The 21,813-nt window shown below is 41.0% G+C and carries 13 protein-coding genes; 9 read left to right on the top strand and 4 right to left on the bottom strand.

Annotation, left to right across the window (positions count from 1 at the left end; all coding sequences use genetic code 11):
* The first annotated feature begins 62 nt into the window (after positions 1–62).
* From mfd to ACFSKL_RS06105, 4 genes are all read left to right on the top strand, one after another.
* Positions 63–3,416 (top strand): transcription-repair coupling factor, encoded by a 3,354-nt coding sequence (gene mfd, locus ACFSKL_RS06120; RefSeq protein WP_376884680.1) that lies wholly within the window; start codon positions 63–65, stop codon positions 3,414–3,416.
* Between the two features lie 179 nt (positions 3,417–3,595).
* Positions 3,596–4,819, top strand: coding sequence for a gliding motility lipoprotein GldJ (gldJ, locus tag ACFSKL_RS06115; protein WP_376884416.1), 1,224 nt, complete (start codon positions 3,596–3,598; stop codon positions 4,817–4,819).
* A 181-nt stretch (positions 4,820–5,000) separates the two neighbouring features.
* Complete coding sequence (locus ACFSKL_RS06110) at positions 5,001–7,436, top strand: alpha/beta hydrolase family protein (RefSeq protein WP_376884415.1); 2,436 nt, start codon at positions 5,001–5,003, stop codon at positions 7,434–7,436.
* Positions 7,437–8,010: 574 nt separating this feature from the next.
* A complete protein-coding gene (locus ACFSKL_RS06105; RefSeq protein WP_376884413.1) occupies positions 8,011–8,619 on the top strand; it encodes a hypothetical protein in 609 nt (202 codons plus the stop codon).
* Between the two features lie 84 nt (positions 8,620–8,703).
* Here ACFSKL_RS06105 and ACFSKL_RS06100 read toward each other — a convergent pair whose 3' ends face one another.
* A complete protein-coding gene (locus tag ACFSKL_RS06100; protein ID WP_376884411.1) occupies positions 8,704–10,017 on the bottom strand; it encodes a 6-bladed beta-propeller in 1,314 nt (437 codons plus the stop codon).
* A gap of 250 nt (positions 10,018–10,267) precedes the next feature.
* On the opposite strand from ACFSKL_RS06100, the gene ACFSKL_RS06095 reads away from it, so the two are divergent.
* Positions 10,268–10,522: a hypothetical protein gene (locus tag ACFSKL_RS06095; protein ID WP_376884409.1), complete on the top strand. Its 255-nt coding sequence runs from the start codon at positions 10,268–10,270 to the stop codon at positions 10,520–10,522.
* A 255-nt stretch (positions 10,523–10,777) separates the two neighbouring features.
* On the opposite strand, the gene ACFSKL_RS06090 is transcribed toward ACFSKL_RS06095, so the two are convergent.
* On the bottom strand, positions 10,778–12,109 hold the full coding sequence (locus tag ACFSKL_RS06090) for a hypothetical protein (protein ID WP_376884407.1): 1,332 nt from the start codon (positions 12,107–12,109) through the stop codon (positions 10,778–10,780).
* A gap of 278 nt (positions 12,110–12,387) precedes the next feature.
* On the opposite strand from ACFSKL_RS06090, the gene ACFSKL_RS06085 reads away from it, so the two are divergent.
* A complete protein-coding gene (locus tag ACFSKL_RS06085) occupies positions 12,388–13,425 on the top strand; it encodes a DNA cytosine methyltransferase (RefSeq protein WP_376884405.1) in 1,038 nt (345 codons plus the stop codon).
* Positions 13,426–13,542: 117 nt separating this feature from the next.
* On the opposite strand, the gene ACFSKL_RS06080 is transcribed toward ACFSKL_RS06085, so the two are convergent.
* Positions 13,543–14,031, bottom strand: a complete 489-nt coding sequence (locus tag ACFSKL_RS06080) for a DUF6702 family protein (RefSeq protein ID WP_376884403.1) — start codon at positions 14,029–14,031, stop codon at positions 13,543–13,545.
* Positions 14,032–14,126: 95 nt separating this feature from the next.
* Between ACFSKL_RS06080 and ACFSKL_RS06075 the strand changes: the two genes are divergently transcribed.
* Together ACFSKL_RS06075 and ACFSKL_RS06070 are read left to right on the top strand one after the other, a co-directional pair.
* The gene (locus ACFSKL_RS06075; protein ID WP_376884401.1) at positions 14,127–14,708 is read left to right on the top strand and encodes a HupE/UreJ family protein; all 582 of its coding nucleotides are present in this window, start codon (positions 14,127–14,129) and stop codon (positions 14,706–14,708) included.
* A gap of 59 nt (positions 14,709–14,767) precedes the next feature.
* On the top strand, positions 14,768–17,095 hold the full coding sequence (locus tag ACFSKL_RS06070; protein WP_376884677.1) for a M1 family metallopeptidase: 2,328 nt from the start codon (positions 14,768–14,770) through the stop codon (positions 17,093–17,095).
* Between the two features lie 194 nt (positions 17,096–17,289).
* Here the strand turns inward: ACFSKL_RS06070 and ACFSKL_RS06065 are convergent, their stop codons facing one another.
* The gene (locus ACFSKL_RS06065; RefSeq protein WP_376884399.1) at positions 17,290–19,341 is read right to left on the bottom strand and encodes an alpha-L-fucosidase; all 2,052 of its coding nucleotides are present in this window, start codon (positions 19,339–19,341) and stop codon (positions 17,290–17,292) included.
* A 187-nt stretch (positions 19,342–19,528) separates the two neighbouring features.
* Between ACFSKL_RS06065 and ACFSKL_RS06060 the strand changes: the two genes are divergently transcribed.
* Positions 19,529–21,772 (top strand): TonB-dependent receptor domain-containing protein, encoded by a 2,244-nt coding sequence (locus tag ACFSKL_RS06060; RefSeq protein ID WP_376884398.1) that lies wholly within the window; start codon positions 19,529–19,531, stop codon positions 21,770–21,772.
* The last annotated feature ends 41 nt before the right edge of the window (positions 21,773–21,813 follow it).

Below are 21,813 nucleotides of genomic sequence, written 5' to 3'. Positions count from 1 at the left end.
AGAAGGAAACGAATCAATTTCCTAACTTGCAGCCATATTTACCAAAGCTATCAATTACCATTTTGGAGAAAAAAGCATTCTTATCGCTCTACGAAAAAGATCCTTTTGTACAGACCTTTTGTGAGAATCTGAAATATCGCAAAAACAGAAGCTTTCAGTTGAAGGGGGTTTCTGGAAGTTTGGACATGGTGCTGTTTACTTCCGTACTCAACAGTATTGGTGGTTTTCATTTGATCATAGCACATGACAAGGAGGAAGCTGCCTACCTCAATTCCGATTTGCAGGAACTGCTGGGGAAAAAAGACACCTTGTTTTTCCCTTCAAGTTACAAGCGCCCATATCAGTTTGATGAAGTAGAAAACGCAAATATTTTGATGCGTGCGGAGATTTTGAATAAAATCCTCGCCAAAGAAAACAAAAACGAAGTAGTCATCACCTATGCAGAGGCGCTTTACGAAAAAGTGATCAATAAGCGTTCCCTGAAAGAAAATACCTTTGTGGCATCCGTAGGGGAAAAAGTGGACATGGAGTTCATTGCGGAAATCCTTTCTACCTATGATTTTGAGAAATCCGACTTTGTGTACGAACCGGGGCAGTTTTCCATTCGTGGGGGAATCTTGGATGTATACTCCTATGCCAATGACCTTCCCTACAGGATCGAGTTGTTTGGAAGAGAAATAGAAAGCATCCGGACATTTGACCCCGAAACGCAGCTCTCTGTAGAAAATATAGACTCGATCAGTATCATTCCCAACGTACAGACCAGGTTGCTACAGGAAGTAAGGCAGTCATTTTTGGAGTTTCTGCCAAATGATACAGTCATCTGGATGAAGGATCAGCAGTTTACCTTTGATGTATTGGACGAGAATTTCGACAAAGCTACCAGGCATTTTGATCAGGTTGTAAACAGCACAAACAATGACAAGCTTCTGCCAAAACCCAAAGACTTGTTTGACAATGCCGCTTCGTTTGAAAGTCTGGTCAATTCTTTTGTCAAGGTAGAGTTTGGCCATAAATTTTATACCAAAGAAAGCCAGGTAATCCAGTTTGACTCACAGCCACAGCCATCTTTCAACAAGAATTTTGATCTTTTGGTGGAAAATTTGGTCAGCAATGAAAAAAACAGCTGGCTGAATATTATTTGTTCTGAAAATGACAAGCAGATCAATAGACTGGATAACATTCTGAATGAATTGGACCCTACTCTGAAGACACAGTCCCTATTGATTGGACTCAGAGAGGGATTTATAGATAAGACTTTAAGGATCGCCTGCTATACTGACCATCAGATTTTTGAGCGGTTTCACAGGTATAAGACCAAGCCCAGGTCAAGTAAATCCAAGGCTCTGACCTTGAAGGAAATCAAGTCCCTGCATGCGGGAGATTACATTGTGCATATAGATTATGGGGTGGGAAGGTTTGCAGGTTTGGAAAAAGTCAATGTCAACGGCAAATTTCAGGAAGCGGTAAGACTGGTTTTCAGGGATGATGATCTGCTGTATGTGAACATCCATTCATTGCATAAGATTTCCAAGTATTCCGGACAGGAAGGGACTGCCCCGACGATGTCAAAGCTAGGCTCTCCAGAATGGGATAACAAAAAGAAAAAGGTAAAAGGCAAGGTCAAAGACATTGCAAAGGATTTGATTGCCCTGTATGCAAAGCGGAGAAATGCTTCAGGATTCCAATTTTCCCCAGACTCTGTCCTACAGGTAGAGTTGGAAAGTTCCTTTGTCTTCGAAGATACACCAGATCAGGCAGCTGCCACAGCTGATGTAAAAGTGGATATGGAGAAACCTTATCCTATGGATCGGTTGGTCTGCGGAGACGTGGGTTTTGGAAAAACGGAAGTGGCGATTCGGGCAGCCTTCAAAGCCGTCAATGACCGAAAGCAGGTGGCTATTTTGGTGCCCACCACGATATTGGCGATGCAACATTTCCAGACTTTCAAGGAAAGGTTGGAAGCTTTTCCGGTGAAAGTGGATTACATCAACAGGTTCAGAACTGCCAAGGAAATCAAAGAAATCACCAAACAGGTTACCACTGGAGAGATCGACATTTTGGTCGGTACCCACAGGATTGTCAACAAGGATATCAAGTTCAAGAATTTGGGACTTTTGGTAATCGATGAAGAGCAGAAGTTTGGAGTAAAGGTCAAGGATCAGCTCAAGGAGATGAAGTTGAATGTCGATGTATTGACATTGACAGCTACACCAATTCCGAGGACATTGCATTTTTCATTGATGGGCGCCAGGGACCTATCAGTGATAGCGACCCCTCCACCCAACAGGCAACCTGTGACGACTGAGATCCATACCTTTGAGGAAGAGGTGATCAGGGATGCTGTGGCTTTTGAGTTGAGAAGGGGTGGGCAGGTATTCTTTGTCCATAACCGGGTGGGTGAGATCGACACCATTGCCAATATTATCATGAGGTTAGTACCTGATGCCAGGGTAGCAGGAGCCCATGGGCAGATGGATGGCAAAACTCTTGAAAAGATCATGGTGAAGTTTATCGAAGGAGAATTTGACGTGTTGGTATCTACCAATATCATTGAGTCTGGATTGGATATCCCCAATGCCAATACCATTATCATCAACCGTGCGCATATGTTTGGGTTGAGTGATCTGCACCAGATGCGAGGCAGGGTTGGTAGAAGCAACAAAAAGGCATTTTGCTATTTGCTGACCACTCCTACCACTGGACTGACCACTGAGGCAAGGAAGCGTTTGCAGACTTTAGAAGAATTCTCCGATTTGGGAGATGGGTTCAAGGTCGCAATGCGGGATCTGGATATCCGTGGTGCAGGCAACTTGCTGGGAGCTGAGCAAAGTGGTTTTATCACAGACTTGGGATTTGAGATGTACCATAAGATACTGGATGAAGCCGTCCAGGAATTGAAGGAGAATGAATTTGCGGCATTGTTTGAGGAGGATTTGAAAGAAAAGGTGGAAATCCTCGTACAAGATTGTGTTATCGAGACAGATATGGAGCTATTGATCCCAGAAGAATATGTGAGCAATATTTCCGAACGTCTGAGCTTATATTCAAAGCTGGATAACATCAAAAAAGAGGAAGAATTGCTGTCTTATATCAAAACTATCCAAGATAGATTTGGTCCAATCCCAAAAGTGGTCGGAGATTTGTTTGAGACTGTTCGCTTGAGATGGTTGGCGGAGCAGTTGGGTTTTGAAAAGCTGGTTTTGAAAAACGATGTGATGAAATGTTATTTTGTAGCATCGACCAGGGAAAGTTATTTCAAGTCAACAGTATTCGGGAATATATTGAGGTATGTAAGTTCCCAACCGAAATATTGCAAGATGAAGGAACATAAAAACCGCTTGATACTCACTATCAGCGGGGTAAAACACATCAGCCGGGCCAAGCAATGGTTAAGTGAGATGAAAATACAATAAGATTGAAAATATTTGGTAGGATTAAATTTGTCACTTCGGAGATATTTTTTGTATAATATCTATGATTTAAGCGAATTTCAAGCATATTAAAGGTAAGAAGAGAAAAAATAATATTGTGATAAGATATTATTGATTATATATTAGCGTTCTATTTGTGCACAAAAAACACTAAATGTCATATGGTTTTTGGAAAGAATAAATTGGGAATGGTAGCTATTGCGTTGCTTTTTATAGCGACAGGCATCCTATCATCCTGTAATAAGACCCCAGGTTATGGTAGAAGAACCGCCGCAAAGCCAGGGAAAAAGAGTGCTACAACAGGTGCAAATTTCAGTTTTGATTCCAGTGATAGTACAAACTTCATTGTCACCAAGATGGCAAAGCAGTTTGTTGGTCCCAACTTGAAGTACATCCAAGGTGGCCGTGCGGTAATCGGCTCCCAGGAAGAGGATGTCATGGCTTTCCGTGACAATGTTGAGAGAACGGTCACAATTGCATCGTTCTTTATGGATGAGACGGAAATCACAAACAATGACTATAAGGAGTTTTTGTTCAGCATGCGCAAGACTGTAAGTGCGGATTCATTGTTGAAGCTTGAGCCTTCCGAGAAAGTATGGGCAGGTGCAATGTCCTACAATGATGTGTATGACACCTATTATTTCAGATTTCCGGGATTCAATTTCTATCCTGTGGCCGGTGTTAGCTGGACACAAGCGACTACTTATGCCAAATGGAGGACTTTCCGGGTGAGTGAATTGATGCGGGAAAAAGAAGGTCTAGACAGTACATTGACAAAAAACCAACTGATCGAAAGAGGGGTCGCCATACCGGAATACAGACTTCCAAATGAAGCAGAATGGGAATATGCTGCCAAAGCGATGATCGGCACCCAATACATGGACGAAAACCAAGAATATGGCAGAATCTATCCTTGGGATGGCAGGGGAGTAAGAAATCCATACAATATCAAGAGAAGAGGCAAGCAAGGAGATATGTTGGCCAACTTCAAGCGGGGCAGAGGTGATTATGCAGGTATTGCGGGTGGACAGGCCAACGATGGCGACATCATCCCGACCAACGTATATGATTATCCACCCAATGATTTTGGTTTGTATCAAATGGCAGGCAATATGAACGAGTGGGTTCAGGATGTTTACAGACCACTTTCATTCACGGATTTTGATGATTTGAACCCATTGAGAAAAGATGGGATCTATGATGAAGAGGAAGATTACAAAACAACTTTGATTGACGATAAATACAGGGTATACAAAGGTGGCTCTTGGAGAGACATGGCTTACTGGCTTTCTCCAGGCACCAGGAGATTTCTTCACCAAGACTCTGCTACCAACCACATTGGCTTTAGATGTGCGATGATTTCCGTAGGTGCGGTAGGTAAATAAGGCATTTGGAACAAAAAATACCAAACAAAAACTTGTTTGATTAAAAAAGGAGCTTTCGAGCTCCTTTTTTTGTTTCCAAGCCTCAGAATTTACCGTTTATATATCCGCAAAACCTCAAAGTGAAAAATATGCTGAAAACTGGATGAAAAGCAGTAATTTTCTTCAAATAACGAATTCAATTATGCTATACTCATTACAGAATACGATGAGAGTATCCTTGTTGCTTTGCCTCGCTTGGTTGATAACTATACCAAGTGCAAGTGCGCAAAACTCTTTGACTTATCAAACCCCGCCAAAAGAAATCGCCGATCTGGTATTGGCACCTTCTACTCCACTTGCGAGTTTTAGCCGAACTGGGGAGTTTATGCTGCTCCTTGAGCGCTCCGGAAACCCCTCTATCGAGGATTTGGCACAGCCAGAGCTGAGAATCGCCGGGATGAGAATCAATCCAGCCACCAACGGTCCCAGCCGAAGCGGCGCTGTGGAAAATGTAAAGGTAAAGAACACCAGAAGCGGAGTAGAGACACAGATAACGGGGTTGCCTAAAAATGCAAGACTCGGTGGATTTTCCCTTTCAAAAGATGAAAAATATGCCGCTGTCACCAACACCAGCAACACTGGCATCAGTCTTTGGCTTATCGATCTGACGAGCTTTGAAGCGAAGAAACTGACTGAGGAGATAGTCAATGATGTCATGGGAGGAACAATGAGCTGGACTCCCGACAACAAAATCCTTCTAAAAGCCATCAATCCCAAAAGAGGTTCACTGCCAGTCGCACCTTTGGCACCGGTCGGGCCGACGATCCAAGAAACTTCGGGAAATGCCGCCCCATCGAGGACCTACCAGGATCTTTTGACAAACAGGCATGAGGAAGACTTGTTTGCATATTTTATGGATTCCCAGTTGATGCTAGTCGATTTGAATGGCAATAAGACAGCATTTGGAGAACCGGGAATGTATAGTTCTGTGAGTCTTTCTCCTAATGGGCAATATGTCATGGTAGATAAAATCAAGAAGCCATTTTCATATCTGGTTCCAGCTTACAGGTTCCCATATGATGTACAGCTTTGGGACATGACAGGCAAAAACATCAAAACCTTTGCAGAGATCCCACTGGATGAAGTAAGGCCAACTGGTTTTGACGCCACAGTGACTGGTCCAAGATCGATCAACTGGAGGGCGGACAAGCCTGCCACATTGTATTGGGCAGAAGCCCAGGATGGTGGTGATGGAAGAGTAGAAATAGAAGAGAGGGATATTGTATATACATTGGATGCGCCATTTTCGGGTGAGAAGGTAAAGTTTGCAAGCACTCCCTTCAGGTACGGGGGGATTTTTTGGTCTGATGACAGTTTTGCATTGTTCAGCGAAAGGTGGTCTGCTACCAGAAAGCAAATAGTGAGGCTGATCAATCCTTCCAAACCTATGGACAAAGGGACTGTGATCATCGAAAGGTCTTCAGATGACATCTACAATGATCCCGGAAGCCCAGTTTACAAGACCAATGAATATGGTAGAAGTGTGATATTGAGAAAAGGTGACGAAGTATTTATGACAAGCGAAGGTGGCTCACCGGAAGGAAGCATGCCTTATCTCTCGACTTTCAACGTAAAGACCAAAACCGAAAAAATCCTTTGGAGAAGCGCTGCCCCTTACTACGAAAGGGTCGTGAAAGTACTGAATGACAATGCAACGGAATTCATCACCTCCAAGGAAGGTGTAGAAGTACAACCGAATTATTGGTTGGTGAATACAAGAAAAAGGATAGCCCCGCTTCAGATTACTGATTTTGGACATCCATATGAGTCGATCAAAGGTATCACGAAGCAATTGGTAAAATACAAGAGAAATGATGGCTTGGATCTATCTGCCGTAGTCTACACCCCTGAGGGTTATGATCCTGCCAAAGATGGCAGATTGCCTGTTTTGATGTGGGCTTATCCCAGAGAGTACAAGTCAGCCGCTGTAGCTTCCCAAGTGCGTGGCTCCCAGTATAGATTCACAAGGTTGAGCTGGGGATCTCCACTGTATTGGGTGACCCAAGGTTATGCAATCATGGATCAGACCGAAATGCCAATCGTAGGAGAAGGCGACCTAGAGCCAAATGATTTCTTCCTGGATCAATTGGTCGCCAATGCGGAAGCGGCAATTGACTTTATCGTAGATTCAGGGATCGGAGACAGGGAAAGAATCGCCGTGGGAGGCCACTCTTACGGAGCTTTTATGACTGCCAACCTGCTGTCCCACTCTAACCTTTTTGCTGCCGGTATTGCCAGAAGCGGTGCTTACAACAGGACTTTGACTCCGTTTGGTTTCCAATACGAGCAGAGGACTTACTGGGAGGCTCCGGATGTGTACAACACGATGGCGCCATTTATGCATGCAGACAAGGTCAAAACACCAATCTTGCTGATCCATGGCATGGCTGACAACAACTCCGGGACATTCCCAATCCAATCAGAACGTTATTACAATGCCTTGAAAGGCCATGGTGCAACTACAAGGTTGGTATTCCTGCCCCACGAAAGCCATGGATACGCTGCTGAGGAATCTATCCTCCATACGCTTTACGAACAGCACGAGTGGTTGGAAAAATATGTGAAAAACAAGAAATAGTATATTGTCTCAAATAAATAGAAAGGCCTCCGAAAGGGGGCTTTTTTTTTGTAAAGTGTAGGGAGTGTAGGTTGGAAGTGTGAAACATTAGGAGAGCAAGAAAAGAGACAAGAAGCGAGAGACGAGACGCAAGATACAAAGCCTGGCCAGATGGCTTATTGGGGGTGTGAGATGTGGGTGTCCTAAATAGCTTTTCCCCACAAATCTTGGAGTGAGGTTGGAATTGGGATGTCAGGACTATTTGACACAGGGTCTACTTGCAGGGTCAGACTATCCTCAGCTTTACCCCAGCTTTACCCTAACTTTGATGTAGCTTTGATATAGCTTTAGAACAGTAAAATTGCTAGGTCTAAAAATCTGATACAATTAGCAGACGAAAGTGGCTTTTTAGATCTTTCGGGTTTTGGGAACCTCCTGTTCACAGCAAAACATCATAGAATTTTAGGAAAAGAAAGTGTATTTTGTGAAGACACAGGCCATGGAGGGTACATTGAACATGGGGATAAACTTCATTGGATCTTTGGGTAGAATTCAGGACTTAATTTTTAAATTTGGCCTTAACTTTACTTAGTTTATGAAACACCTCTTGTTTTGCTTATTGTTTTTGGGATTGTTTTTTTGCCAAAAGGTAGAGGGGCAGCAGTATTTTGAAGGATATATCCACTACACTTATGAGTACTTTACTTTAGAAGGGGAAGACATCAGCAATCAGAAGCAAGAATTCCTTCCAAAGGAACAACATTACTATATCAAAGAGGGGAATTATGTGGCTTTTGACCACGATGGGGAACTGATGCAGTTATACAATCAGGGAGGAAATGCTTATTACTACCAAAGGGGTGAAATCTTATACAAGATGGATGCAGGCAGTTGGCTCCAAGGGGAGGAGAAATACACCGAAGGAAAGGAGAAACTTAAAGTCCTGAAGTATCGGTGCAAATCTGTAGAGAAAGAAGGTTCAGTAACTTTCTATTCCAAAAAAGTCAGGGTAGACCCGGCAAGCTTTGAGTCCCATACTTTTGGCAACTGGGCTAGATATCTGGATTTTACCAATGGGGCGCTTGCTTTAAAAATAGTCAACACCCATGGGGACTATTATCAGGTAATCACAGCGAGTAAAGTTGTCCCCATGAAGCTAGATGATGAGAAGTTTGATTTAGATAAAATTTTGGGAGCGAAATAGAGGAATGGAGATTTGAGAGGGGAAATATGTGGTTTGGAACCTTGGAAGGTACAGCTGAATTGGACCAAGTTTATATATAGCATATTATTTTTTGAATGAATAAGAAACCATGTAACTCTCTTCATCCTCGATTTCGAGACCTTCCAAAACTGGGCTATCTTTTTCAAAAAAGCCTTTAATATTCTGGCCACTCATGTTGGAGATGAGTTTTTGTTTATTGGAATCGTAAGTCCATGCAGGAGGCAAGATAAATTTACCTGATTTCGAAACAGCCAAAGTTGTGTAGATCACATTTTGGTAGTCCATTTTGTCCACGATAACATAGTATGTGATATTCTCCTTGGAGATATTGAAGAAAATATACCGATCGCATTCAAAGAAACCTCTATGTAGATGGAAGTACTCTGAGACTTTTGATTTCCGAAAAGGGTCATATTCCCTCTCCGATTCCTCCAGACCAAGCTGAATGATTTCATCGTAAGTCTGTTTGTTTGGGTATTTGATTCTGTATTTGGGCATAAAGGACCCATCATCATTGAGTTGGAAAACAGTGTCCTGATAAGACTCGAAGAAAAGCACGTCTTTTTCGGGAGTAAGCGAAAAATTTGTGCGCAGACTTATAAACTTCAATTTGTGAAAACCTTCAGGTTCCTGCAACTGCTGTCCCGATTTGTTGAATTCAGTATCATATAAGTGGATTTTATTGTTTCCATCGGGATGAAAATGAAAACCACCATAAAAAACATATTGATTATGTTTGGGTGAATAGATGCCATTTCTCAAGTCGTCTAACACTGAAATTCTTTCAAGCATCTGAAATTTCGAATCAGTCTGGACAAAACCAGGTGGGAATGATTGCTGAATAAGAAATCTCTTGTCATGCCCTTCCAAAATTGAGATGACGTTGGAGTACATTTCCGGTCCTTCACCTTCCTCCAAAATTTGGGTTTGGAAGGAACCATCATGATTGAATTTCACTATCCGTCTGGCCCCATACAAGTCTCCTGCAATGTAGCCATCTTCAAATGGGATAAAATTATATGGATTGACAAAATCAATATAATGTTCTATTGGAATCTCCAATTTTGTAATTTCAACTTTACCCAGAATAGAGTCCAAATCGAAAATCTTTGAAGCTTTTTTTGGGATTGCTATCTCGATTATGCCATTTTCTTTCAAGCCCTTCCTGTAATCTCCTTGTTTACAAGATATTAACAAAATGCCTATAAATACAGCATAAATAGATGATTTAAACATTCCAATTCGAAAACTTTGCTCTCTGTTTATCAAATAGGTGGATTTCTTAATTATATCAAGGAAATTTCCTATAAATGATTGGATCAAACCGTATAAAAGCAGATAGGAATTACGATCTGGAAGTAGATTATTGGGTTTCATGAACTATAGGATTTAGCTAAAATGAGATCAAAATATTTCTCAATATGATAACTAATATCATAAACCTACCATGAAAATTAAATTTAACGGTTTCTTTAACCGTTAAAAAACTTCATAAAATGACAAGATTTGCCCTTCTAAATTATGAATGCTATTGAACCCTCCAAAAATAACAAAGGATAAAAATCATATGGTTTTAAAAAAAATAATTAGTTTTAGAAATCTTTCCCCTCGTATAGAATGCATTTTTATGATAGAACTAAAGAAAAAGATCAAACTATTAAAGGTATTCTACAGCTCTTTTGCCTTATTTAGTTTGGTGATTACGGTGGTTTGTTTGGTCATTGCTTTTTATTCGGGTGGCAAATCAATTGGAATACTCTTTTGGCTCAAACTTGGCACATCAGGACTGATTTATTTCTTTCAAAATGATGAAATGAAACATGAATATTACTACTACAAAAATCTTTGGAAGCTCCATGCAATAAAAAATACCAGCGCATAAAAAATGGTCTGTGCTTTTAATTCTTGGATTATTGCAATCCTTGGTTTGCATCCACTTACATTGAAGGGTTTACTTCTTGGCACAACTTGACCGTGGTGGATTGTACACCATACTTCGTACAATTTCCAAATACCTAATCGATCACCTTGTTATAACGCATTGGAGTCGGTTCAGCACAATTGGAATGGACGGCCCGTAATAACATCATGGCATTGTTATTATCTTCGAATGAAATTTTGACTTGAACTTTAAATGTCATAGCACTTTAATCGTTGTGTCAGCATCTATGATTGTTCTGACGTGACGATTGAAAGATGCACAAATATCATCATTGTCAACGATCACATGTGCAGAAACTTCACAGTGTATACCTTTGTACGACATGTCTGGCATATGTGTGAATTGGTCAATTTCCACCGAATCCAAATAAGAAAATTGTGTAGGGGTGAAGTTGTATGTGCAAAAAACCAATAGATCATCAACAATAATGAACTTTGAATGAATGTTTTTATTGACGAAATAATCGGCAGAATTGGTCTTTTCCAATTCATCAATAAAATTTTTGAAATTCACTTTGTTGCTGGGAGCTCTGAAATTGTGGTTCTCGAATTTCGATTGCAGAGAATCCGGTGGTGCAAATGTTTGTGATAAGCAAGTCACCCTAATTCCGGTTTTTGCCAATTCCAATATTTTGCCGAGTATCCCTTGGCGCATTTGGTTCTCTTTTATTTGTGAATGATATTGTGCTTTGAACTTATAGTTAAATGCGGCAAGATGTTGAGCACAGATAATAATCTTCTCTTTGGCTCCGGATAAGATTTTCAATAATTCGTCTTCCAGACGGTTGGAGGAATCAAAGTAAAAAGGTGCTGTGAAAAACGCCTTCTCTCCACTTGGGCTGGGTATATGTGGATAGTCTATATTAGCCGTGTTAAGGGCTGTAGAGAAATTTTTGATGTTGATGCTGTTTTTCAGCAGTTCGCCAAAAAACTGCCTGAAACTCACTTGATAGGCTGATTCGTCTTCTATAATCAATAGGGATTCGAATTTGGTGAGATCTCTCACTGCCATATTTGAGGAACTAATGGCAATTATCTCCCCTTCTTTTTTTTTGATATACCCAGCTTTTAAATGCAAAGAATATGGGAAATTTCCCCTGGAAAATTTCTTGACATAGCTGCTTCTTAGATAGATGTGGGGGAAAAAATATATGTTGTAATTCGGCAAATCCTTGCAAAAGAAAATCTCATGGAAAATAGACTTTGCCAAGTCGTATTTAGTGTAACTTATATCGGTTAAATCTCCATTTTCCAGTTTTAGTTTTTTGGGATTGGAATTGTCATAGCCTTCCAGTGGAATCGTAATGACATTTACGATTATGCCTTCTTTTGATATTCTCTTCAAATAATCATGGAGCACCCAGTTGTTAAAAAGATACCAAGCCAAATTTATCTCCAGTATATCATTTTTATTTTCTTCTATTGTCCGGATCAATTCATCAACAAGTTTGGGAGAGCCACCTTTATAGTGGAAATGAAGCTTTCCTTTATTTTTCTCTGGACTATCAAAAAAAACCTTAAATGCCATGATTAGTATTTATGTAATTTCTTTTGGTTTTTATTTCAAACAATTGATTTTCAATACAAAACATAAAAATGGGACTACTTCAGGTATTAGAATATAAACTCATTGAAATCTTCCCACCATTTGGAAAGGTGACTACAATATAGCTTTTATTCTGTAAAACAGCTACTGATGAATTAGTTTGATTTGGGAATGCAATAAATCTGGACACCACCAAATGCCATAGGACATTGTCTGAAAAAATTCTTTATTTTTGAATCTTAAATACTAAATGACGGATAATGAAAATAGTCTCTTTTTTTGCTGGTGCCGGTGGTCTGGATCTTGGGTTTGAAAAGGCTGGATTCAATGTTGTATGGGCCAATGAGTATGATAAGGAAATCTGGGAAACTTATGAAAAAAACCATCCCCATACTGTTCTGGACAAAAGAAGCATAACTGAGATAAATCCCGATGAAATTCCTGATTGTGATGGTATCATAGGCGGTCCCCCCTGCCAAAGCTGGAGTGAGGCTGGGTCATTGAAGGGGATTGATGATAAAAGGGGACAATTGTTTTTTGATTTTATTAGAATATTGGAAAAGAAACAGCCCAGGTTTTTTTTGGCAGAGAATGTGTCTGGCATGTTGGCTGCCAGGCATAGTGCAGCATTGGAGAATATCAAAGCAATGTTTGATAAAGCAGGTTATAACTTATCGGTAAAATTGCTCAATGCTGTGGATTTTCAAGTCCCTCAGGATAGAAAAAGATTGATTTTTGTAGGGATTAGAAAGGATATCAATGTGACGTTTGATTTCCCAGATCCGAAAAAAGAAAAGTTGAATCTAGCTGATGCGATATTGGATCTAAAAGATAGCGTAGTACCCGCAAAGGAGAAAAACTATTCGAATGATGAGAATTGGAATGTAGCCAACCATGAGTATATGATTGGGGGGTTCTCAACAATTTTTCTTTCAAGAAATAGGGTTAGAAGCTGGGACGAGCCTTCATTCACAATCCAGGCAGGCGGTAGACATGCCCCAATCCATCCGCAAGCCCCAAAAATGGTAAAGGTTGGGGAAAACAAACAGGTTTTTAAGCAGGGGTATGAGGAATTGTATAGACGATTGAGTGTGAGAGAATGTGCTAGAATCCAGACTTTTCCTGATGATTTTGTCTTTTATTATAAAACCATTGCGGCTGGATATAAAATGATAGGCAATGCTGTGCCAGTTAATCTGGCCAAACATTTGGCTTTGAGTATCAAAGAGCAAATTGGATTTCCGAATGAATCGATGAAAATGTCAAAACAAGGGATAGAAGCAGCGCCTTTTTCTTAAATGTAAAAGAGCCATACCCTGAATTTCCCCGGCACTTTTCCTAGACTTTGAGATAGACCTACGGACAATTCGGCCTTACATCTCACTTATCGCCTCCATCTACTCTGTATCTCTTCCCTAAAAGCCAATCACCCCCTCGGGTTTTTCTTTGTGCAAGATCAGGCTTTTGGGTTTCTTCCCAATATAAAAGTTCACAATATTCTGTTGATCATCAAATTGTTCGATGAGAATGGTGTTTCTGATATTGACAGTCTTGGGAAAGTCGACATCGAAACCTTCTAGGTAAATCCAAGCAGCATCTTCTTCGATTTCATAACCGACGTAGCTGAGCTTGATTGTTTTCCCGTTGACCATGATCACATTGTGTTGGGTGACATATTTCCGAAGCATTTCAGCTAGATGCTCTTGGGAACTGGGGTTTAGAAAATCCACTTTGGTTTTGAAGGTTTCTCCCAAACCGCGCTCCAGATCATCCCAAAAAATCTTTTGTGCAACTTCTATCGTGTTCGAAGCATCATTGTATCTGATGTCTGTCAGACTGATATAAAAAGGGTGCATCAATACCTTCCATCCCAATATTAAAGTGAAAATATAATTATATACCATTTGAGAGCTTAATTGTACTTTTTCTGCAAATTATGCATTATACTTACATTCCCGTAATATGAAGGAAAAATAATTTTAAAATTCTTAAGGCAAAAATGAGCCAATTTCAATTGTATTTTGAGTTGGGATATAAACATATCCTAGACATTAAAGGTTTTGACCACATCCTTTTTGTGGTAGCGCTTTGTGCTATTTATTTAGCCAGAGATTGGAAAAAAATCTTGATATTGGTTACGGCATTTACGATTGGCCATTCTATCACTCTGGCCTTGGCGACGTTGAATATTGTCAAAGTCAATTCAAATTTGATAGAATTCCTGATTCCGGTGACGATAGCCATCACTGCCTTTGCCAATATCATCAAACCGAAACCCAGCAATAGCCGAGGTATCCAGCTGAATTATATCTTTGCCATTTTCTTCGGGTTGATCCATGGTCTTGGGTTTTCCAATTACCTCAGGTCGCTCTTGGGGCGTGAAGCCTCCATTTTCCAACCACTTTTGGCATTCAATATTGGACTGGAGGTCGGGCAGTTGGCGATCGTGGCGATTTTCCTGATTGCCTCTTCCCTAATCGTCGGGTTGATAGGTGTCAATAGAAAGGAATGGACAATAGCCATTTCAGCCATTGTCTTGGGGATGTCTATCATGATGATGATAGACACGAAGTTTTGGTAGAAAATAATTATCTTATCAAAGATTTTGACTTTCGGGTCATTGACTATAATAGCTACAATATGTATAGAGTATTTACCTTCCTTGCATTTGGACTTATGTGTTCATTTGCATCTTTTGGCCAAAAGGCGGAGAGAAACCATGCCGAAAAGTTCGAACAGCTAGGGCAGATGTTGCGCTCACCAAATGTGTATAGGACAGCTTCGGGTGCTCCGGGACACATGTATTGGCAACAGAAAGCAGATCACGAAATAGAAGTGGAACTGAACGATGACAACCAATCGATCAAAGGCTGGCAGAAAGTCACCTATTTCAACAATTCACCGGATCAATTGACCTATTTATGGATCCAGCTCGACCAGAATGAAAGAGCTGCAGACTCCAATACACCAAAAATGGCCACCAGCAGTATCAACCAAAGAATGTCCATGAGGCAGCTTGAGGGGATTGTTTGGCATGACCAAGATTTGGGATATAAGATCCATACTGTAAAGACAATGGCAGGGGACGATATTCCTGTGACTGTGAACAACACCATGATGCGGGTAGACCTTCCAGAGCCATTGAAAGCAGGCGAAAAATTCGAATTCACGGTAGATTGGAGCTTCAATATCCACGATAGGATGAGTTTTATCGGAGGACGTCCAGGATATGAATATTTTGAAAAAGACGGGAATTATCTCTATACAATGGCGGAATGGTTTCCCAGAATGGCAGTTTATTCGGATTTCGAAGGATGGCAAAACAAGGAGTTTGTGGGAAGGGGTGAGTTTGCCCTGACTTTTGGGGATTACAAAGTGAAAATCACCGTACCTGCTGACCACATGGTCGGTTCGACCGGAGTCTTGCAAAATCCCGATGAAGTACTTTCGTCTGTTGAAATGGATCGTTGGGAAAAGGCCAAGAAATCATATGATGAGCCAGTTATCATCAGGACACAAGCGGAAGCTGAGAGATTGGAAAAAGGAAAAGCAAAAGATAAAAAAACATGGATTTTCCATGCCGAGAATGTCAGGGACTTTGCCTGGACTTCGTCAAGGAAGTTTATATGGGATGCTATGGCGGTGAAGCAGGGAGGAAATGATGTGATGGCGATGTCATACTATGGCAAAGAAGGCAATCCACTTTGGGAACAATACTCCACAAAGGTAGTGGCACATACAATCAAGTCATATTCTGCAAAAACCTTCGATTATCCATATCCTGTTGCGATATCAGTGGAAGCTAGCAATGGTATGGAATATCCAATGATCTGCTTCAATTACGGCCGTCCAGATGAAGATGGTACATATTCTGATGCTGTGAAATATGGGATGATTTCGGTGATCATCCATGAAGTTGGTCACAACTATTTCCCGATGATCGTCAATTCCGATGAAAGACAATGGTCGTGGATGGATGAAGGATTGAACACCTTTATGCAGTTTATGGCAGAGCAAGAATGGGATAGAGACTATCCATCAAGAAGAGGTCCTGCTCACAAAATCGCCCCATATATGGCAAGTGACCAAAGTTTATTGGAGCCAATCATGACCAACTCCGAGAATATTATCCAATTTGGTCCAAATGCCTATGCCAAGCCTGCTACAGCATTGAATATCCTAAGGGAAACAGTGATGGGCAGGGAGTTGTTCGATTACGCATTCAAAGAGTATTCCCAAAGGTGGATGTTCAAACACCCTACACCTGAAGATTTGTTTAGAACCTTGGAGGATGCATCCGGGGTGGATTTGGATTGGTTCTGGAGAGGTTGGTTTTTTGGGACTGACCCTGTAGATATTTCCTTGGAGTCCGTGGGTTGGTTCAAGTTGGACAACAGAAGCCCCGCAGAGAAAAAGGCGGATGAAAAGAAAGCATTTGACAGGGAGGAGACTTATATTTCAAAGACATATAATACCAAAGATGTGGAGCAGACAGTCTTAGAAGCGGATCCAGGGACTAGGGATTTCTACAATAGCTACAATCCCTTCACTGTAACACCAGAGGACGAAAAGTCCTATAAGGATTTTATGGCAAGGTTAAGCCAGCAGGAAAAAGACCTATTGAACAGCGGGTTGAATTTTTACGAATTGAAGTTCAAAAATGTTGGGGGGCTGGTAATGCCGTTGATTATCCAGTTCAATTACACAGATGGAACTTCTGAAGTAGATAGGATCCCTGCACAAATCTGGAGACTCAATGAAACTGAAGTCACGAAGGTTTTTGCGAAGAAAAAAGAGGTAAAGAGTATTGTGCTGGATCCATTCAGGGAGACTGCAGACATAGATGAATCCAACAATTACTGGCCGAGAACATTCACTCCAAGCAGGTTTGAGTTGTTCAAGGGAGCAGGGGGAGTAAGAGGAGCGTCCACTGGAGATAATCCTATGAAAAAGGCAAAGAGGAAGTAATTTATTATAAACTTCAATGTCGTTTAGATAAGACCTGACAGGTTTTCAATTAATATAAGAACTGTCCTTCTTTGGTAAGAACTGCCATTTGAAAGATTTAAATCTGCCAGGTCTCATTTCTATACTAAAAGACATTGATAAATACTTGTAAAAAAACAGGCAGTATGATTAATTCAACTGCCTGTTTTCATTTTTTATTCTTGGGTAATTACTCCTATCTCTGCATACTGGGTCGGTTTTCCATCCCATGTCTCCAGACTTGTCAATCTGATATATCGGGTTTGGGTGTTCCCAAAGCGGATTTCTTGCTTGATGGGGTTGTTGTGGATATTTGAAAATTCCCCAACGGCCAGGTCTCGCCAATTCTTTCCATCTGCGCTGCCGCTGAATCGATATTTGAACACCAAACCGCTAAAATACCGTCCTTGTGGAGGTAAGTATTCAAATCCATTGATGTGGACAAGTTCTCCTAGGTCTATGATAACCTCATCTTTTGGATTTGTCCAGTTGGTATTGGGATTGGCATCGATGATGTTTTTTGAGTTTGGATCGTCATGAATCACCCGCCAATTAGACTTTGCAATATCAAAATTCTGGGTAAGGGCTTCACTGGAGTTGTCACTATTTTGATCGATTGAAATGGCTGTGATTTTGCCTGCGTTTTTCAGGATGAATGGGGCGGTATATTGCTCTCCATTTGATTTGCTGGGAATAGTACCGTCGAGGGTGTAATAGATGTCCACACCAGATTCCGGAATTTCCATACTGACCATCCCTTCTTTGTCCCTGTGGATAACTGGCTGAACCAATAGTTTTGGTGCATCGAATACACCAACCTTGGATATGGCTGGAGAAGCTTTTGCGTCTAATATGTTCAGCCTGATTTTGTCAGTATAATGGTCATCCAGTCTTAGAATCCTTTTTGCCCCGATAGTTGTACCTTGATGGATTTCTTGCCAACCTTCATCTGTTTGGATTTCCAGGCTGAAGCTTTTGACACGTTGTCCCAATGCAATGAATTCCTGAATCAGGAATCTATTGAAGCGGATTTTTTGTGGATAAGTTATTTCGATGCTGCTATTTACCACTCCATCTTCCGTTGCCCAATAGGTTTCCCATTCATTGTCAAGAACTTTGTCTGCCCCATAACCTTTTCCGCGCTCATTGCTCGCAACCAGTTTGGCATTATGAATCAGGTCGTTTTCAAAGTCTTCTTTGATCTTTGTGGATAACTTCATGATTTGCTCCACATCCTTTTCATGGACAAGTCCCCTTCGGTCTACTGGAAAGTTGATAAGAAGTGCACTGTTTTGTCCAATACTTCTGTAATATATATCCAATAACTGTGGGAGTGATTTTACCTTATGGTCTTCGTAAGCATGATAATACCATCCTGGCCTGATCGACACATCAGCTTCCGCAGGAACCCAGTGACTTCCATTTTCTTGTCCACTTGAATACATTTCAGCGTACTCAGGCATTCCAGCATAGACCGAATCCCTCAGTAAGTTTGACCAGGTAGTTTCGTATGCATAGCCATGTTCATTGCCTACCCAGCGTACATCTGGGCCAGCGTCTCCAAAGATCACCGCATTTGGTTGTAATTCCCTAACCAACTTATAGACATTTTCCCATTCGTAGTAAGAGCGCTTGTCTACCTTTCTGTCTTCATTTGCACCACCATAGTATCCAGTTCCTCCGTTTGCACCGTCAAACCACACCTCGAACACTTCACCGTAGTTGCTCAGTAACTCGGTGAGCTGGTTCTTCATATAAGCAATATAGGTATCCGTGCCGTAGCCGCCATGATTCCTATCCCAGGGAGAGTAGTATATTCCAAAACCGATCCCTTCAGCTTTGCAGGATTCAGCCAGTTCTTGGATAAGATCACCCTGGCCATTTTTCCATGGGGAGTTTTTCACGGAATGCTCGGTATACTCTGAGGGCCAAAGACAGAATCCATCATGGTGCTTGGCTGTGATGATGAGCCCTTTCATTCCAGCTTCTTTTGCAACTTTAGCCCATTGTCTGGTGTCCAGTTCCGTGGGGTTAAAGTTTGAGGGGTCTTCATCACCCATTCCCCATTCCATATCTGAAAAAGTATTCATGTTGAAATGGACAAAACCATAATATTCCATTTTGTGCCAAGCCAATTGTCTTTCAGAAGGGATAGGAAGTACTGGCTCAGGGGCTTTGGGACTGTTACAGGCAATGATAAGCAGGAGGATAAGGAGTTTTCTAAACATTTTTTTTGCTTTCAGGTGAATAGAGTTATTAGTGGCTGGAAGATAAAGTTAATTATGAATTTACAAGGGCAAAATCATACATATTTTGTTCTGAAAAAATAGATTTATCACCTTATTTCACTATTCATGTGATTTTTTTCCTCGAACGCCATAAGTTTTGGTAATTTTATAGATTCAATCCTACCCCATGCAAAAACTAATATTTCCTATTCTATTTATTGTCTTTTCATCCAGTTATGCACAGACCTCAGTGAAGGTCATTGATGTTCAGAATGAGCTTCCCATCCCTGGAGTCCTGATCAAAGTTGAGGGTGGAAAGAATCAATCCACTGACAAAAATGGTGTTGCACAAATTAATTTGACAAAACCAAATGAACTGGTTTTTTCCCATATTGGGTACCAAATATTGACTCAGGTGGTGAATCCAGATGGAGAAGTTCTAATAGCACTCAATCCACTTACCAACGACTTATCCACAGTTACCGTGACCGCTTTTGAAACTGACAGACCCCTGTTGATGCAGGCAAGTGCAGTGAGTAGGGTGCTGGAAAATGAGTTATACCGATTCAATGAAACCTCTATCGTCAATGCATTCAATACCAAGGCTGGTGTTAGGGTAGAAGAAAGGGCGCCGGCAAGTTATAGGATATCGATTAGGGGAAGTTCTTTGAGATCTCCTTTTGGAGTGAGAAACATCAAGGTATATTGGAATGGGATTCCTTTTACTTCTCCCGATGGAACTACGCCATTGAATTTGCTTGATTTGAGTAATATCCAGAATACTGAAATCATCAAAGGGCCGGCCAGTAGTATTTATGGAGCGGGAAATGGAGGTGTGATCAATCTGGAAAGTCGTATGGGCATAGAGGAGAACAGGATTTCTACAGATTTGAATATTGGTGATTTCGGGTTGCTGAGATATAGGTTTGGGATAGAGCAGCAAATAGGAAATGGTGGGATAAGTGCTTCATATGTTCATCAAAAATCTGATGGTTATCGTGAGCACAGTGGGGTTGATAGGAAGGTGTTTCAAATGGCGGCACACATGAAGCCTTCCGAAAAACAGGAATTGTCCACACAGATTTTATATACAGATTTGTATTATGAAATCCCAGGCGCACTTAATTCGGATCAGGTTGTGGAAAACCCAAGGCAAGCAAGACCGGGTTCTGTAGATCAAAACAGTTCGATCTCCCAAAAGTCACTTTATGGCTTGTTATCACATACATACCAGTTCAATGAGTATTTGGATAATCAAACTTCGGTATTTGTAAACACGACGGACTTTGAAAACCCATTTATTTTGGATTATAAAAAGGAGACAGCCTTCAGCTATGGGGGAAGAACGAAATTTACCAGAAACGATAAGTTGGGCAAATTCCCAATTCGAATAATTGCCGGTGGGGAATACCAATTTGGTAAGACATTGGCCCAGAATTTTGGCAATAGAAATGGCCAAGCAGATACGGTGAGGTTTAGTGATGATTTGATTACGACCCAAGCATTTCTTTTCCAACAATTTGAAATGGAATTGACTCCTGCGCTTTTGCTGACTTTGGCGGCAAGTGAGAATTTTTCCAAATATGATATCAACAGAACTATTGATGCCAGCGCAAATGAACCCGCTGATAATGTAAGGAGATTTGACCCAATCATCGTACCAAGGTTTGCGCTTGCATACAAGATCAACAATACCTCTGCAGTGCATGGAAGTATAAGTTCTGGTTTTTCTCCACCAAGTATTGATGAGGTTCGGACTAATGAAGGCAGTTTGAACTTGGGTTTGGAAGCTGAAAGGGGAGTGAACTATGAACTGGGTTACAGATCGAGTTTTGGGATCTTCAATATTGATGTCACAGGTTTCTATTTCAAGCTGGATCAGACGATCACTACCTTTGCCAATGAGCAAGGGGTGGTTTTGTTCCGAAATGCCGGAAGTACCAACCAACGGGGAGTTGAGGCACAGGTTGATTATAGTTTGTGGAAAAATCCCCAGTCAATTATCCAAGAATTGAAAATCAATCATGCGTTTACTGGACATTATTTTGAATTTGCGGATTTCAATAGCGGTGGGAATGATTTTTCAGGGAACCAACTTACTGGCGTCTCTCCAAATACCCTAGTTAACCAATTTGATCTAAGGACCAAGTTTGGTGTATATCTGAACTTCACCCATCAATATGTGGATAAGTTGCCCTTGAATGATGCCAACACAGTTTATCAAGATGCTTACAACTTGGTAGGTAGCAGAATTGGCTGGAGAAGTGTATTTATGGGGAATTGGGACTTGGAGGCATATTTGGGTGTGGATAACTTGCTTGATGAGTCCTACAGTTTGGGAAATGATCTGAATGCTTTTGCAAATAGATTCTTCCAACCTGCACCGGGAAGGAATTATTACGGCGGTGTGAAAGTTGGCTATAGGTTTTAGAAAAAAAATCTTTGAATTAATGTTTCTATCTGGGGAATATC

It is taken from the genome of Belliella marina (assembly GCF_042682445.1).
Lineage (GTDB): Bacteria > Bacteroidota > Bacteroidia > Cytophagales > Cyclobacteriaceae > Belliella > Belliella marina.
This window is presented reverse-complemented; position numbering and strand designations above follow the sequence as displayed.